Annotated in this window: 13 protein-coding genes and 1 pseudogene; 8 read left to right on the forward strand and 6 right to left on the reverse strand. The window is 75.4% G+C overall.

Features of this window, described 5'->3' with window-relative positions:
* Positions 1 to 77: 77 nt before the first annotated feature.
* Together ABZ840_RS28545 and ABZ840_RS28550 are read right to left on the reverse strand one after the other, a co-directional pair.
* Entirely contained in the window at positions 78 to 953 is an 876-nt protein-coding gene (locus tag ABZ840_RS28545; RefSeq protein WP_361563831.1) for an alpha/beta hydrolase, read from the reverse strand.
* A gap of 129 nt (positions 954 to 1,082) precedes the next feature.
* Positions 1,083 to 3,726, reverse strand: a pseudogene (locus ABZ840_RS28550) (DEAD/DEAH box helicase).
* A gap of 259 nt (positions 3,727 to 3,985) precedes the next feature.
* On the opposite strand from ABZ840_RS28550, the gene ABZ840_RS28555 reads away from it, so the two are divergent.
* Positions 3,986 to 4,729 (forward strand): ferritin-like fold-containing protein, encoded by a 744-nt coding sequence (locus ABZ840_RS28555; RefSeq protein WP_361563834.1) that lies wholly within the window; start codon positions 3,986 to 3,988, stop codon positions 4,727 to 4,729.
* 221 nt (positions 4,730 to 4,950) lie between these two features.
* Here ABZ840_RS28555 and ABZ840_RS28560 read toward each other — a convergent pair whose 3' ends face one another.
* The 4 genes from ABZ840_RS28560 to ABZ840_RS28575 form a co-directional block, all read right to left on the reverse strand.
* Positions 4,951 to 5,229 (reverse strand): hypothetical protein, encoded by a 279-nt coding sequence (locus ABZ840_RS28560; protein ID WP_361563837.1) that lies wholly within the window; start codon positions 5,227 to 5,229, stop codon positions 4,951 to 4,953.
* A 249-nt stretch (positions 5,230 to 5,478) separates the two neighbouring features.
* Complete coding sequence (locus tag ABZ840_RS28565) at positions 5,479 to 5,706, reverse strand: DUF3107 domain-containing protein (protein ID WP_361563840.1); 228 nt, start codon at positions 5,704 to 5,706, stop codon at positions 5,479 to 5,481.
* A gap of 249 nt (positions 5,707 to 5,955) precedes the next feature.
* Positions 5,956 to 6,597 carry a TetR/AcrR family transcriptional regulator gene (locus tag ABZ840_RS28570; protein ID WP_361563842.1) on the reverse strand — a complete coding sequence of 214 codons (642 nt, stop codon included), beginning with the start codon at positions 6,595 to 6,597 and terminating at the stop codon, positions 5,956 to 5,958.
* Between the two features lie 147 nt (positions 6,598 to 6,744).
* Positions 6,745 to 6,960, reverse strand: a complete 216-nt coding sequence (locus ABZ840_RS28575; RefSeq protein WP_361563845.1) for a hypothetical protein — start codon at positions 6,958 to 6,960, stop codon at positions 6,745 to 6,747.
* Between the two features lie 204 nt (positions 6,961 to 7,164).
* Here ABZ840_RS28575 and ABZ840_RS28580 point away from each other — a divergent pair, with 204 nt between their 5' ends.
* The 7 genes from ABZ840_RS28580 to ABZ840_RS28610 all read left to right on the forward strand — a co-directional run bounded on the left by ABZ840_RS28580 (position 7,165) and on the right by ABZ840_RS28610 (position 15,456).
* Positions 7,165 to 8,241 (forward strand): alpha/beta hydrolase, encoded by a 1,077-nt coding sequence (locus ABZ840_RS28580; protein WP_361563847.1) that lies wholly within the window; start codon positions 7,165 to 7,167, stop codon positions 8,239 to 8,241.
* 8 nt (positions 8,242 to 8,249) lie between these two features.
* Complete coding sequence (locus ABZ840_RS28585) at positions 8,250 to 9,668, forward strand: DUF3152 domain-containing protein (protein ID WP_361563849.1); 1,419 nt, start codon at positions 8,250 to 8,252, stop codon at positions 9,666 to 9,668.
* A gap of 258 nt (positions 9,669 to 9,926) precedes the next feature.
* A complete protein-coding gene (locus ABZ840_RS28590; protein ID WP_361563851.1) occupies positions 9,927 to 11,786 on the forward strand; it encodes a glycosyltransferase in 1,860 nt (619 codons plus the stop codon).
* Positions 11,783 to 13,441 (forward strand): hypothetical protein, encoded by a 1,659-nt coding sequence (locus tag ABZ840_RS28595; RefSeq protein ID WP_361563854.1) that lies wholly within the window; start codon positions 11,783 to 11,785, stop codon positions 13,439 to 13,441. The genes ABZ840_RS28590 and ABZ840_RS28595 overlap by 4 nt, the downstream gene beginning before the upstream one ends.
* Positions 13,442 to 13,544: 103 nt before the next feature.
* Positions 13,545 to 13,676: a hypothetical protein gene (locus tag ABZ840_RS28600; RefSeq protein WP_361563857.1), complete on the forward strand. Its 132-nt coding sequence runs from the start codon at positions 13,545 to 13,547 to the stop codon at positions 13,674 to 13,676.
* Entirely contained in the window at positions 13,673 to 14,653 is a 981-nt protein-coding gene (locus ABZ840_RS28605) for an NAD-dependent epimerase/dehydratase family protein (protein WP_361563860.1), read from the forward strand. Before ABZ840_RS28600 ends, ABZ840_RS28605 begins: the two co-directional genes overlap by 4 nt.
* Complete coding sequence (locus tag ABZ840_RS28610; RefSeq protein ID WP_361563863.1) at positions 14,641 to 15,456, forward strand: spherulation-specific family 4 protein; 816 nt, start codon at positions 14,641 to 14,643, stop codon at positions 15,454 to 15,456. The genes ABZ840_RS28605 and ABZ840_RS28610 overlap by 13 nt, the downstream gene beginning before the upstream one ends.
* Positions 15,457 to 15,494: the final 38 nt, after the last annotated feature.

Below are 15,494 nucleotides of genomic sequence, written 5' to 3' on the forward strand. Positions count from 1 at the left end.
GCCCCGCGTACGCCCTACAGCCCTACCGCCCTGCGTGCGCGCACGGCCCCGCGTACGCCCTGCAGCCCGGCGTGCGCCTACAGCTCGGGGCTGTCGTCCCCCGCCTCGTCCCAGAAGGACACCAGCGCCGCCGCCGTCTCCGCCGGCCGCTCGGCGTTGGGGGAGTGCTCGGCGCCCGCGATGACGGTACGGCGCGCGCCGAGCCGCTCGGCCATCTCGTCCATCAGCGGCACCGGCCAGGCGTAGTCGACGGCACCGGACAGTACGTGCTTGGGCAGCGGTACGGCGGCCAGCGCGGCCACCCGGTCCGGCTCGCCCGCTATCTGCCGCGCCGTGCCGATCAGCTGCTCCGGCACGGTGCCCAGCCAGCGGCGGTGCAGGAACTCGGCGATCTCCGGCGGCGTGGTCTCGCCCGCCGCCTCCGGCGGGTCCAGGTCCCGCATCGCCTGCCAGACGGCCTCCATCGTCATCGTGGTCAGCGCGTCGATGAGCATCTTGGCGCGGACCCGCTGCTCGGGGGCGACCGCGGCGGGGCCCGAGCTCATCAGGGTCAGCGAGCGGTACGGCGCCGCGTCGTCGAGCACCGCGGCGCGCGCCAGCAGCCCGCCGAGCGAGTGGCCCAGCAGATGCACCGGGCCGGCGTCCAGCGCGGCCGCCTGCGCGGCGATGTCCCGGGCCAACTCGCCCTGCGCGTAAGCCTGTTCCGTACGCGGACCGGGCGTCTCGTACTGGCCTCTGCCGTCCACGGCCACGGCGCGGTACCCGGCCGCCGCCAGCGGGGCGAGCAGCGGGAGGAAGTCCTCCTTGCTGCCGGTGAAGCCCGGTACCAGCAGGGCGGTGCCGCGTACCGGACCGTCGGGACGCGCGTCGTGCACCGCGAACTCACCTCGCGCGGTGGCGAGTCGGTACGCGCCGGCGCACGCGGGCAGATCGAGGAACGGAGGCCTACTCATGCACCAGAGGCTATCCGGGGCGGATGACGGGCGGGTGCCGGAAAGATGGCCTCCGCCGCCCGCCCCGCCGCCCGTACGACGACGGCCCCGCACCGCCTGAGCGGTACGGGGCCGTCGGTGGCCTGCGGATCAGCCCTCGGACGCGGCCTCGGCGGCAGCGGCCGGCTTCTTCGCCGCGGTCTTGCGCGTGCGGCGCGGCTTGGCCGGAACCTCATCCGTCGCGCCGTCCCCGGTGGCCGCTTCGGCCTTCTCGGCGGTCTTCTTGGGGGCGGTCTTGCGGGTGCGGCGGGGCTTGGCCGGTGCCTCGTCGGTCGCCGTCTCCGCGGGCTGGTTGCCCTCGGCGGTGTCCACCGCGGCCTCGGCCTTCTTGGCGGCCGTCTTGCGGGTACGCCGCGGCTTGGCCGGCGCCTCCTCGGCGACGTCCGCGCCCTCGGCCGCCTCGACGGCGGCCTCGGCCTTCGCGGTCGTCTTCTTGGGGGCGGTCTTGCGGGTGCGGCGGGGCTTGGCCGGTGCCTCGTCGGTCGCCGTCTCCGCGGGCTGGTTGCCCTCGGCGGTGTCCACCGCGGCCTCGGCCTTCTCGGTGGCCTTCTGGGCGGCGGTCTTGCGGGTACGGCGCGGCTTCGCCGGCGCCTCCTCGGCGACCTCGGCCGGAGCGCTCTCCGCGACGACGTTCTCCGCGGTGGCGCGCTCGGCGGTCTTCTTGGCGGCCTCCTCGGCGGCGCGGCGCTCGGCGGCCAGGCGCCGGGCGGCGACCTCGACCGTCTGGAAGCCCACCGAGGTGTCCTCCTTGACCACGACCGGGCGCCGGGGCGCCGGAGTCTTGGCGGCCCGGGCCGGGGCCTTGGCGGCGGGCGCCCGGTCCTCGGCGGGGGCGGCCACGGCCTCGGCGGCCGTGCCCTGGGCGCGGCCGTTCCGGCTGCGACGGCGGCGCGGCTTGGCCGGCGCCTCCTGCGCGGTGTCCGGGCCGGCACCCTGCGCCGGGACGTTCGCGGCGTCGGTGCCCTCGGCGGTGTCCACCGCCTTCGCCGCCTTCTCGGCGGGGGCGGGCTCCGGCTCCGCCACGGCGTGCGCGGTGGCGGCGGGCGCCGTGGTGGCCGCGGACGTGGCGGCGGAGGCACCGCTGCGGGTGCGACGGCGGCGGCGCAGCTGGCGCGGCGCGGACGTGCCCTCGGCGGTGTCCGCCGCGGCCTCGGCGGCCACGCCGCCCTTCGGGGCGTCGGCACCGCCCTCGGCACCGGCCTCGACCGGGGCGCCGTTGCGGGTACGGCGACGCTTGCGCGGCGTACGCGTACGCTCCGGGCGCTCCTCCTCGCGCTCCCGGCCGCCCCGGCGCGGGCCACCGCGGCCGCGGCCGCCGGTCTCGCCGAGGTCCTCGACCTCTTCGGCCGCGAGGCCCGCGCGGGTGCGCTCCGAGCGCGGCAGCACGCCGGTGACGCCCTGCGGGATGTTCAGCAGCTCGTAGAGGTGGCCGGAGGTGGAGTAGGTCTCCTCCGGGTCGTTGAACGACAGGTCCAGCGCCTTGTTGATCAGCTGCCAGCGCGGGATGTCGTCCCAGTCGACCAGCGTGACGGCGGTGCCCTTGGCGCCCGCGCGGCCCGTACGGCCGATGCGGTGCAGGTAGGTCTTCTCGTCCTCGGGCGTCTGGTAGTTGATGACGTGCGTCACACCGCCGACGTCGATGCCCCGGGCGGCGACGTCGGTGCATACCAGGACGTCGACCTTGCCGTTGCGGAAGGCGCGCAGCGCCTGCTCGCGGGCGCCCTGGCCGAGGTCGCCGTGGACCGCGCCGGAGGCGAAGCCGCGGCGCGCGAGCTGGTCGGCGATGTCGGCCGCCGTGCGCTTCGTACGGCAGAAGATCATCGCGAGCCCGCGGCCCTCGGCCTGCAGGATGCGCGAGACCATCTCCGGCTTGTCCATGGAGTGCGCGCGGAAGACGTGCTGCGTGGTGTTGGCGACCGTCGCGCCCTCGTCGTCGGGCGAGGTGGCGCTGATGTGGGTCGGCTGCGACATGTAGCGCCGGGCCAGCGAGATGACCTGGCCGGGCATGGTCGCGGAGAACAGCATCGTCTGCCGCTTGACCGGCAGGTACTGGATGATCTTCTCGACGTCCGGCAGGAAGCCGAGGTCGAGCATCTCGTCCGCCTCGTCCAGGACGAGGCCGCGGACCTTGGAGAGGTCCAGCTTCTTCTGGCCCGCGAGGTCCAGCAGCCGGCCGGGGGTGCCGACGACGATGTCGACGCCCTTGTTGAGCGCCTCGACCTGGGGCTCGTACGCCCGGCCGCCGTAGATGGCGAGCACGCGGACGTTACGGACCTTGCCGGCGGTCAGCAGGTCGTTGGTGACCTGCTGGCACAGCTCACGGGTAGGGACGACGACCAGTGCCTGCGGCGCGTCGGTCAGCTGCTCGGGCTTGGCCCGGCCGGACTCGACGTCGGCGGGGACGGTGACGCGCTCCAGGAGGGGGAGGCCGAAACCGAGGGTCTTGCCCGTACCGGTCTTGGCCTGGCCGATGACGTCGGAGCCGGAAAGGGCGACCGGGAGGGTCATGGCCTGGATGGGGAAAGGAGTCGTGATGCCGACGGCCTCGAGGGCTTCGGCGGTCTCGGGGAGGATCCCGAGGTCTCGGAACGTAGACAGAATCTTGCCTCTTCTGTGAGTCGCGGCGCGAGGCGTCGAAGGGGATCAACCGTGCCTTCTCACCGTCGTACTGTTCGTACTCGGCGCGGCCCGGCCTCCTAGGGCCGGATGGCGCGGGACCACTGCCTTCGCTCAGGCGCTCGTGCCGCGAGCGGTGTCCCTCCTGCCGCACGTACGTCTCGTACGCGCCACAACAGAGGGCGGTCGGGTGTTGGAGCCGATCGGGCCACCGACCGGGCATCCGCATGCGTGGCAGGCCCACCGATAGTCGGCGGGCTCATTACCACCATACCCCGGATGAGCGCATGTGTGTCCGGGCAATCGTTCGGTCGGGTGGGACCCGAGTGGCTGACCAGGCCCTCTCCCGGCTTGCGCGGCGGGCTATTGTGCGCTTCATGGAGACGCCCGACAACGCCACCGCCGACGCCACGCCCGACGAGCCCACCGGGATCGCCGCCCAGACCTGGGAGCAGGCGGCCGCCGACCCGCAGTACCGCGCCGCGGTCATCGACCTGCTCGGCGCCCTCGCGTACGGCGAGCTGGCCGCCTTCGAGCGGCTGGCCGAGGACGCCAAGCTGGCCTCCACCACGGACGACAAGGCGGAGCTGGCGAAGATGGCTTCGGCGGAATTCCACCACTTCGAGAGGTTGCGGGAGCGGCTGGCGCAGATCGACGCGGAGCCGAACGCGGCGATGGAGCCGTTCGTCGCCGCGCTGGACGAGTTCCACCGCCAGACCGCCCCGTCGGACTGGCTGGAAGGCCTGGTCAAGGCGTACGTCGGCGACTCCATCGCCAGCGACTTCTACCGCGAGGTGGCGGCCCGGCTGGACTCCGACACCAAGGAGCTGGTGCTCGGTGTGCTGGATGACACAGGGCATGCCTCCTTCGCCGTCGAGAAGGTCCGCGCGGCCATCGAGGCCGACCCGCGGGTCGGCGGCCGGCTCGCGCTGTGGGCGCGCCGCCTGATGGGCGAGGCGCTCTCGCAGGCGCAGCGGGTGGTCGCGGAGCGCGACGCGCTGTCGACGATGCTGGTCGGCGGGGTGGCCGACGGCTTCGACCTGGCGGAGGTCGGCCGGATGTTCTCGCGCATCACCGAGGCGCACACGAAGCGGATGGCGGCCCTGGGTCTGGCCGCCTGAGGCACTGGCGGCGGGGCCGGTCTGTCCCGCCCTCGGGTCAGGATCTTCGCCCGGCCCGTATGAGGATGCTCACCCCGTGGGCCCCGCACCGTCCGGGACGGTGCGGGGCCCACGGTGCGGAACGCGCCGTTTCTCCGTCCCGACATCGGCCGGAAAGCGCCCGTCACGCTCCGTCCGTGCCGGAGTCCCCGGCGGACGGCGGCCGGGCCTCCCGCGGCGCCTCAGGCCGTCGCTGATCGGCGCAGCCGACGGGCCGGCCGGGGCGCGGGACGCAGCAGCAGCGAGAGCAGCGCGGCGCAGACGCCCACGGCCACGAGCAGCACTGCGGGCGCCCAGCCCGGTCCGAGGACCGTGTGGGCCAGCAGCGCCCCGAAGACGGCCGCGCCGGGCCCCGTGGCCAGCGTCAGGCTCCGGGTCGGGAAGCGGCCGGGCAGTCGCCGCACGGCGGCGAGGGCAATGGCGAGGCCCAGGACTGCGGCGCCGAGCACTTCGAAGATCATGTTTCCCCTCCCGCGCGATGACGCCGTCCTGATACGGCGGAGTCACTGTCGTTCGTGGGCGGTCGTACCCAAGGGGCGCCACGGGCAATCGTGCCGGGCCGGACAAAGGTGCGATCACGGCCCTGAGCAGGGAAAAGCGGCCGAGAGTGCACGGCTGCGGGCGAGCGCGGCACGCAGAACGGGCGGCGGCCCGGGGAATCGTCTCCCCGGGCCGCCGCCCGTCATGCGTGCTGTGCCTGCGGCAGCGTCCTACAGCGCGCCGAAGCCCACCTTGCGCCCGGCCGGCTCGCCGATCTCGACGTACGCCAGGCGGTCCGCCGGCACCAGGATCTTGCGGCCGTGTTCGTCCTCCAGGCTCAGCAGCTGCGACTTGCCGCCCAGCGCAGCGGAGACCGCGCTCTCGACATCCTCGGCAGACTGCGAGCTCTCCAGGACGATCTCGCGGGGCGCGTGCTGCACGCCGATCTTGACCTCCACGGCTTATGTCCCTCCGACGGTCTCGGTCCCCCCGGTCCGACCAGGGGGCGGGGTGCGCGACGATCCGCGCCGTACGCAGCACACATTAGCCCGGTACGGGGACGGAAAGGCCGTCCCGGAGCACGCCCGCAGCGAACACGGGAAGCGCGCGTCGCGCCGCCGTACCCGGAGCGGGCGCCGGGCCGCGGCCGGGGCGTGCCCCGCTGACGGCCCTCGGCGCCCGCTTCGGGAGCGGACCCGAGCCCGCTCTCAGTGACCTTCCGTGCCGTGCAGCGGGAAGCCCGCGATGCCCTTCCAGGCCAGCGAGGTGAGCAGCTGCACCGCGGTGTCGCGCTGCACCGTGCGCTCGCTGGAGAGCCAGTACCGCGCGACGACCTGGGACACTCCGCCCAGGCCCACCGCCAGCAGCATGGACTCCTCCTTGGAGAGCCCGGTGTCCTCCGCGATCACGTCACTGATCGCCTCGGCGCACTGCAGCGAGACCTTGTCCACGCGCTCGCGGACGGCCGTCTCGTTCGTCAGGTCGGACTCGAACACCAGCCGGAACGCGCCGCCCGGGTCCTCCACGTACGCGAAGTACGCGTCCATGGTCGCGGCGACCCGCTGCTTGTTGTCGGTGGTGGAGGCCAGGGCCGTCCGCACCGAGTGCAGCAGCGCCTCGCAGTGCTGGTCCAGCAGCGCGAGGTAGAGGTCGAGTTTGCCGGGGAAGTGCTGGTAGAGCACCGGCTTGCTGACGCCGGCCCGCTCGGCGATGTCGTCCATCGCCGCAGCGTGGTACCCCTGTGCCACGAAGACTTCCTGTGCAGCGCCCAGGAGCTGGTTGCGCCGCGCCCGGCGCGGCAGGCGCGTGCCCCGAGGGCGCGCGGCCTCTGTCTGCTCGATGGCGCTCACGCCGCCTCCCAGTGTCGTTCCGTACGAGATGCACACAGCACGGTGCACCGCGCCCGCCATCGTACTTTTGGGTAACGAGGCTGTGCGCGGTCCGGACCGAGAATTTATCCGCCCGGCACCTTCGGGAAGCCGACATACCGGCTCAGGTCACCGGTAATCGTCTTCGTCGAGGTCGACGACGCGGGCCTGTTCCGCAAGGTCCGCTTCATTCGCTGCGTCGGGATCGCCGCCGGTCAGCGCGTCGTCGCGGTGCGGAGCGAGCTCGGCCAGCTGCTCCTGGGCGTCCGCCTCCGGTGCTTCCACGTCCATTTCGGCCGCCTCGTCCTCGTCGAAGGTATCCGGATCTGTGGGGTCGACAGGCATGGTGGCTCCCCTTTCCTGGGCGAGCGTCCTTTACACGAGCCTATGAGAGGGGAATGTCCGGCGCGACGTGGTACGCGCCGCGAACGGGTGGCGGCTCCGTAAGTACGCACACGCTGTGCAGCCCCGTGTGCGCCGACCGTGACGCGAGAGACGTGTGATGGCGAACACACCGGAAGGGGTGTGATCGTCTCGTAACATCGACGCATGTCTTCCACGGAGCCGCCGGACACCCGAACCGCGCTCCCGGTACCGCCCGGGGGGCCGGGCCCGTACGTGGGCGCCGAGGAGACGCTGCGCAGCGTGAGCCTGCCGGGGGTGACGCTCAGCGTGCGCGCGCCCGCCGGAGTGCGCGAGGGGCTGCCGCCCGCCCTGTACGTCCACGGCCTCGGCGGCTCGTCGCAGAACTGGTCCGCCCTGATGTCGCTGCTCGCCGACCGGGTCGACGGCGAGGCGCTGGACCTCCCCGGCTTCGGCGACTCCCCGCCCCCGGACGACGGCAACTACTCCATCAGCGGCCAGGCCCGCACGGTCATCCGGTACCTGGATCACCGCGGTCGCGGCCCCGTGCACCTCATCGGCAACTCCATGGGCGGCGCGGTCTCCACCCGGGTCGCCGCGGTCCGCCCCGACCTCGTACGGACCCTGACGCTCGTCTCGCCCGCCCTCCCCGAACTGCGGCCGCAGCTCAGCGCGCTGCCCACGGGCCTGCTGGCGCTCCCCGGCGTGACCGGCCTCTTCAGCCGCCTGACGCGGGACTGGACGGCCGAGCGCCGCACCCGTGAGGTGCTGGCCCTCTGTTACGGAGACCCGGGGAAGGCCACCCCCGAAGAGGTGGCGGCGGCGGTCGAGGAGACCGCGCGCCGGCTGGAACTGCCGTACTTCTGGGAGGTGATGGAGCGCGCCTCGCGCGGCATCGTCAGCGCCTACACGATCGGCGGCCAGCACAACCTGTGGCGGCAGGCGGAACGCGTCCTCGCCCCCACCCTGCTCATCTACGGCGGGCGGGACCGGCTCGTCTCCTTCCGGATGGCCCGCAGGGCGGCGGCCGCCTTCCGCGGCTCGCGCCTGCTCACGCTCCCGGAGGCGGGCCACGTCGCGATGATGGAGTACCCGCCGACCGTCGCCCGGGCGGTCCGGGAGCTGCTGGACGACACGGAGGGCACGCCCGCCGAGGGCCCGAAGGGCCGTGCCGCGCGGGGCACCCGTGGCGGCGCCGTCGCTCCGGAGAACGGCGCGGACGGTGCGCCGGGTGACACGACCGCCGACGCGGGCAGGAGCTGACGGGCCCAGTGGGACGCCATAGCCGCCGGGCCCAGGACGGGACCGCCGACACCACCGAGACCGACGTCTTCATGGGCGGGCAGGCCGCTGCCGCCCCGCCGCCCCGGCGGCCCGCGGACGCTCGCGGTGGCGCTCAGGACCCCCGGCCGGACACGGGGCCCGGCAGGGGCCGCCGGCGGCGCGGTGAGGACGGCCCGGCGGAGGCCCCGCCGGTGCGCGGCGGCCATCCGGCGCACGAGGAGGACACCGGCGGCCCGCGCCACCCGCAGGCGCCGGGCGTCCCGCTGGTGCCGCACCAGCGCGGTACGGGCGGCGGCCGGCCCGGTGTGCTCGGTACGCCTGTCGATCCGGGCGGCGGCCGGCCGGGGCCGCGCCAGGAGTACCTGGACGCCTTCGCCGATGACGGTCACTTCGCCGCGCCCGCTCCCGGCGCGGTGTCCGGTCCGCGTGCCCCGAAGGGCGCGCGGACCCCGGAGGACGGTCCGCCCACCGCGCCCGTGCCGCCCTCGGGGGCTGCACAGGGGGCGCCTCCCGGGTACCCACCGTCCTCCGGTCCCGAGGAGGGCGAGGAACTCGCCGCATACGAAGCGGAGTTCGCCGGGCGGGAGTCGTCGCAGGACGCTCCCGCCCGGCGGCGCGGTGCCAAGGGGCGCACGTTCACCGGAGTGGCCGCCGCCGCGGTGACCACCGTGCTCGCGGTGGTGGTCGCGGGCCAGGTCGCCGACGCCCGCAAGATCGGCGCCGAGGGGGCGCCGGTGAGCGGCGGGGACGCCTCGCCGGACGCCGACGCCGCGAGCCCGCACACCGGGCCCACCGCCGCGCCCGTCACGTACGCGGACAGGATGGCCAAGGTCTATCCGCTGGCCGCCGATCTGAAGGGGCCGGGGACGTTCGAGCCGGCCGGCGGTGCGGCGGCGGCACCGGGCCGCGGTGACGTGGTGCGCTACCGCGTCGACATCGAGGACGGACTCGGGCTGGACGGCGGGCTGTTCGCCGAGGCGGTGCACAAGACGCTGAACGACGAGCGCAGTTGGGCACACGGAGGGCGGCGGACGTTCGAGCGCGTCGCCTCGGGCAAGGCGGACTTCGTGATCACCTTGGCGAGCCCGGGCACCACGGACGAGTGGTGCGCCAAGTCCGGCCTGGACACCAGCCAGGAGCGCGTCTCCTGCGACTCCGCCGCGACCGAGCGCGTCATGATCAACGCCTACCGGTGGGCGCGCGGCGCCGAGACGTACGGCGCCGACAAGATGTACGCGTACCGGCAGATGCTGATCAACCACGAGGTGGGGCACCGGCTGGGCCACGACCACGAGGGCTGCCACCGGCAGGGGGCGCTCGCGCCCGTGATGATGCAGCAGACCAAGTTCCTGAGCACGGACGGCGTCACCTGCCGCCCGAACGCCTGGCCGTTCCCGACCGCCTGACGCCCGGCACGTTCCTGGCGGCACGTCCCCGGTGCCGGTTCACCGCCCGCGCGGCTGCCACTCCATGTAGCGCTCTGTGCACGTAGCGCATCGGAACGCCGGGTTCGGTGGAAAGTTACGCCTCTTCACCCCTTTTGGTGGCGCGATGGACAACCGTCCGTCGCGCCACCGGTGCTTCTGCGTAGCGTCGGGGCGCAGGCGGTGCCGAATCCGGCCATCGCCCGGAAGGTCGCCGATCCGAGGAACGGGGGTGCACTTGTGCGCATAGGTCTGCTCACCGAGAGTGGCGATACGTACGCGTGTGGTGAAACGCGCGCCTGGTGCGACCGGCTCGTGCGCGGGCTCACCGGTCATGACTTCGAGCTGTACGCGCTCGGCCGGGACGCCGCGGCACAGCCCGGTCCGGCCGGGCTGCCGAAGCGGGTCCGCGTGGCACGCACGGCCCCGCTGGGGGGCGAGCTGCCCGACGCGGACCGCTGGTGGCCGGCCGGCGCGAAGTCCCGGGCCGGGCGCCGCGTACGCCGACGCTTCGCCCGGCACTTCGCGGACCTCACGGCGGCGTTCTGCGGGGCGCCCGGAGAGCCGGCGGACGAGCCGGCGAAGGCGGCGGACCCGCGCGGCAAAGGCGGCGTGAGCAGCGGTGCGCAACCGCAGGCGGACCGTTTCGCCGCGGGGCTGTACGGCCTCGCCGAGCTGGCCCGCAGCGACGGCCTCCTGCCCGAACTGCTCCGCTCCGAGACGGCCGTCCGCGTGCTCGAAGCGGCCTGCCGGGCGCCCGGCGCCACGGTGGCCGCGCGCGCCGCCCAGGTGAGCGACCTGCTGGCCGTCACCGAAGCGCTCGAAACCGCGCTGCGCCCGCTGTCGCTGGACTGGTACGGGGACGGGGAGGGCGGGCAGCACGAAGGTGCGCGGGGCGCAGGGTGCGCCGACGAGCGGGGGCTCGGCGGAGTCGACCTCTGCCACGTCACGAGCGGCGGCCCGGCGGCGCTCGCCGGACTGCTGGCCAAACGCTTCTGCAACACTCCGCTCCTGGTCACGGAGTACGGCGTACGGCTGCGCGAGCACTACCTCGCGCGCGGCGCCGCACCGCTCAGCACGCCCGTGCACGCCCTGCTGGCGGCCTTCGAGGCGGCGCTCGCCACGGAGACGTACCGCGTGGCCGACCTGATCACCCCCGGCAACACCCGCATCCGCCGCTGGCAGGAGCGGTGCGGTGCGCCCCGCGACCGGCTCCGCACGGTCTACCCGGGCATGGACGCCGCCCCGTTCGCCGCCGTCCCGGACGCCGCGGCCGACGGCTCCAAGACCCTGGTGTGGGTCGGGACCGTCGAGCCCGAGAAGGACCTCATCGGCCTGCTGCACGCGTTCGCCCGGGTCCGCGCCGCCGAGCCGGAGGCGACCCTGCGGATCATCGGCGCACCCGGCGAGGGCCCGGAGCCGGCCGCGTATCTCGCGCACTGCAGGGCGCTCGCCGCGCAGCTCTTCCCGGACGAGGCCGCCGACGCGGTCACGGTCGGCGAGAACCCGGTCTCGTTCGAGGAGATCGGCGACCCCGGCGTGGCGCGCCTCGCCGACGCCTACGAAGCGGGTGCGGTGCTGGTGCTCTCCAGCGTCGTCGGAGGTTTCCCGAGGACGCTGGTGGAGGCGATGTTCTGCGGCCGGGCCACGGTGTCCACGGACGTGGGCGCGGTCTGCGAGGTCATCGGCGGCACGGGCCTTGTCGTACCGCCGCGCAACCCCCGGGCGCTGGCCGAGGCGTGCACCGCGCTGCTGAGCGACCCGGCGCGGCGGGCCCGGCTGGGCGCGGCGGCGCGCGCCCGGGCACTCGAACTGTTCACCGTCGAGCAGAACATCGGGGCATTTCGTGGCATCTACCTGGAGCTGATGGCGCACACCCCGCTGCTCCACGCCGAGCGGGACGTGGACGGCGCGCCGCGCCTCTTCGCGCGCACCGCCGAATCACAGCTTCCGGGCCGGTGGTCCGCCGCCCGCCCGGCGTCCGGGCCGCAGGACCGCGGCCACACCCCCAGCTGGGCCCGACCGCCCGCGGGGCCGGACCACGCCGGGCCGCGGGTGCCGGCCGGCGTGGCCCGGACGAGAGGAGGAGCCGACGCATGACCGCGTACCGGACCCGGGCCGCGCACCGGCCCGAGCTGCCCACCACCCCGCGCAGCCCCGGAGGCTGGGACCCCCGCTCCAGCGCGCTGCTCGGCCGGGCCGCCGGGAGCACCGTTCCCGCGGGCGACGTGGCCGGGGCCGACGGGCCCGCCGCCGGCACGACGGCTTCCGGAAGCGCCACCGCCTCCGGGAGCGCCGCTGCATCGGGGAGCATCGCTGCATCGGGGAGCGCCGCCGTCTCCGGAAGTGCCACCGTCTCCGAAGGCGACGCGGCCGACGCCCCCAGAGGTGCCGGCCGCGGACGTGCCCCCGAGGCGGTGCGGGACGCGGGCCACGAAGAGGAGCCGCACGCCGCCCCGAATGCCCCGTACTCCGCCCCCGAAGAGGGCCCCGCCCGGAAGGCGCCGCCCCGGAGGGGGCCCGCCGACCCCGTACGGGAGCTGATGCACCGCCACCGGGAGCTGTGCGAACGGGCCGTGGACCCGCTGGAGATCGCCGCGGGACTGGAGGCGCACGGCGTGACCGACCGTACGGCCGCCCGCTTCCGGCACCGTGACGTCTTCTCGCTCGCCGAGGAGCTCTACGCCCGGGTGCCGCGCGCCGACGCCCCCGACGCCGCGCGTCCCGCGGACCCGGCGCCGCTGCCCTCCCGCCGCGTCCGCGCCGCGCTGCAGGCACTGCCCGGCGCGCTGGCCGCGGCCACCGTCGCCGCCGTCGCCTCGGTCCAGGGCCCGGCGCCCGCCCCGTACGTCCGCCCGGCCCTGGCTGTCGCCGGCGCGGCATGCGTCTTCCTGGCGCTGCGGCTGTGCCTGCGGAGCGGACCGCTGGGCGGCGGGCACCGCACCGGCCGCGTGGCGGCCCTGTGGACCTGCTGGCTCACCGGTTACGCGCTCTTCGGGGACCGGCTGTTCCACCTGCTGCAGTCCGGCGGCCCCGACGTGCCCTCGGGCGGGTGGCGGGCCGCCTTCGAGGCGCTGTTCGCCGCGGCCCCGGAGGCCGGCGGCGGGCCGCTCCGGCTGCCCGGCCTGACCCCGCACGGCACGGCGACCGCGGTCGCACTGTGCTGCGCGGTCGTGCCCGCAGCCTGGTGCGTGCGCCGGTTCGCGGTACGCGGGCGGCGCCGGCTCGCGGCCAGCCGCGGCCTCGGCGAGTTCGCGGCCCGGATGCGGCCCCTGCTGATCGGCACGGTGCTGCTCTTCGTGGCCGCGGTCACCGCGCTGCTGGTCGCCGCCGGCCTCCTGACCAATACGCCGGGCGCCGGCCCCGGGCCGCTGCCGCTCCGCGCGCTCGCCCCCTCCGTCGCCGCCCTGGCCCTCGCCGCGCTGCTGTTCCTCGCCCGCCTCCTTGCCGTCCACGGCTTCCCGGCGGCCGCGGGCACCGGACTCGCCGCGGCCGGCGCGCTGGAGGCCGTGGCCCTCGCCACGCTGCCCGCCGGGCGGCTGCCGGGGCTGGACGCGGTGGCCCGCCCCGTGGAGACGGTGGCCGGCCTGCTCGGCCCCGCCGTCGTACCGGCCGTCGCCTGCACCGCCGCCGCGCTCGGCCTGTTCGCGTACGGACTGCGGGCCCTGACCGGCGCGTCGGCGCACTCCCCGGAGCCCGGCACCGCCGCGCTCCGGCCCGGCCCCGCCGGCCCGCCCGCGGCGGCCACCCCCTGACCCACGCGGCCGCGCAGCCACGCAGGCACCGGCCCGCGCACCGCCACCCCCCCCGCTCCGTACCCCGACCCCCTTCACGACCCCCTCTGAGGAGCCCTCGCCCATGACCGTCCAGCACGCTGTACGAGAACCACTCGTACGTGAACCGGCCGTACGGAAGCCGGCCACCGCCCCGGCCCTGCGCGAGCGGGCCACCGTCCGCCCGGCCGTTCCGGAACTGGGGGGCGCGCGATGAGGGTTCTGCTCGTCGGTGCCAATGGGTACCTCGGCCGGCACGTCGCCGACCGGCTGCTCGCCGACCCCGCCGTCCAGCTCACCGCGCTCGGCCGCGGCGACGACGCCGACGTCCGCTTCGACCTGGCCTCGGGCAGCCCGGGCGCGCTCACCCGCTTCCTCGACGCGGTGCACCCCGGCGTCGTGATCAACTGCGCGGGCACGACGCGCGGCGGCGCCCGCGACCTGACCCGGCACAACACCGTCGCGGTCGCCACGATCTGCGAGTCCCTGCGGCGCAGCGGCTGCGGCGCCCGTCTGGTGCACCTCGGCTGCGCCTCCGAGTACGGGCCGTCGCAGCCGGGGTCGTCCACCGCCGAGGACGCGGTGCCGCGCCCCGGCGGCCCGTACGGCGTGAGCAAGCTCGCCGCGACCGAACTGGTGCTGGGCTCCGGCCTGGACGCGGTCGTGCTGCGGGTCTTCTCGCCGGTCGGGCCCGGCACGCCGGCCGGGTCCCCGCTGGGCCGGCTCGCCGAGGCGATGCGCCGCACCATCCAGTCCGGCGAGGGCGAGCTGAAGCTGGGCGGGCTCGGGGTGCAGCGCGACTTCGTCGATGTGCGCGACGTGGCGCGCGCCGTGCACGCCGCGTCGCTCTCCGCCGCCCAGGGAGTGGTGAACATCGGCACGGGCAAGGCCGTACGACTGCGTGAGGCCGCCGCCGTGCTCGCCAGAGTCGCCGGGTTCGGCGGCGCGCTGCACGAACTGGACACGCCGCCGGGGTTCGCCCCGGGCGGCCACGCCCCCGCGCGGGTCGCGATCCCGGGCCAGAGCGGCGAGCACCCCGGCGGCGGCCTGCCCGCCTACCCGTACCCGGACGGCTGCGGCAGCTGGCAGCAGGCCGACGTCCGGACCGCCCGCGACCGGCTCGGCTGGCGCCCGCGCATCGGGCTGGAGGAATCGCTCGCGGACATCTGGATGGAGGCCGCATGTCGCATCTGACCGCGCCGACCCCGAGCTTTGAGGCGGCGCTCGGCGCCGGCCCGCTCGGGGTGGGGGTGCCCGGATACGGGCACCCGCTGCTCGCCCCGGCCGAGTGGGGCGAGCTGCACCGGCTGGCCCAGGAGGGCCCGCATCCGTACGGCGGCGGGCCGCTGCACTGGGCCGTGCTGAACGTTGCCGACGGCCCCGGCTCCCGGCCCGACCCGCACTGCCTGGCCGCCGTCGCCCGGCTGCGGGCGGCGACGGGGCCGGACCGGTCCGCCGGCGTACGGCGGCCCGGCCCCCGGCTGCTCGGCCACCTGAACGCGGCGTACGGCTCCCGGAGCTTCGGCGAGCTGGTGTCCGAGGCGCACCGGTACCTCGACTGGTACGGGGTGGACGGCTTCATCCTGGACCGCTGTCCCACGGATCGGACGCACCTCGCCGAGACCCGCCGCGTCGCCACCACGCTGCGGGCCCTGACGGACGACGCGTACCTCGTCTTCCGGCACGGCGAGCATCCGTGCGCCGGGTACGCGGAGAGCGCCGATCAGCTGGTCACCTTCGCCGGCCCGTGGACGGAGTACCGCTGGTCACAGGTGGCGGAGTGGACCGCGGACCATCCGCCGGAGCGGTTCTGCCACCTGGTGCACGGCATCCCGCGGACGCACCTGGAGGAGGCGCTGCGCATCGCCCGGTGGCAGGGCGCCGGCACCGTCTTCTTCACCGACCGCCGGGACACCGGCGCCGGGGACGCCTGGCAGACGCTGCCCGGTTACTGGGACGAATTCGTCTCGCGCATCGGACCTGGTGTCTCGGAATGAAGAAGGGCGTGGCAGTGTTACCGACAGAGCAACTGTCA

The organism is Streptomyces sp. NPDC047117 (genome assembly GCF_040643545.1).
In the GTDB taxonomy this organism is placed as follows: Bacteria; Actinomycetota; Actinomycetes; order Streptomycetales; family Streptomycetaceae; genus Streptomyces.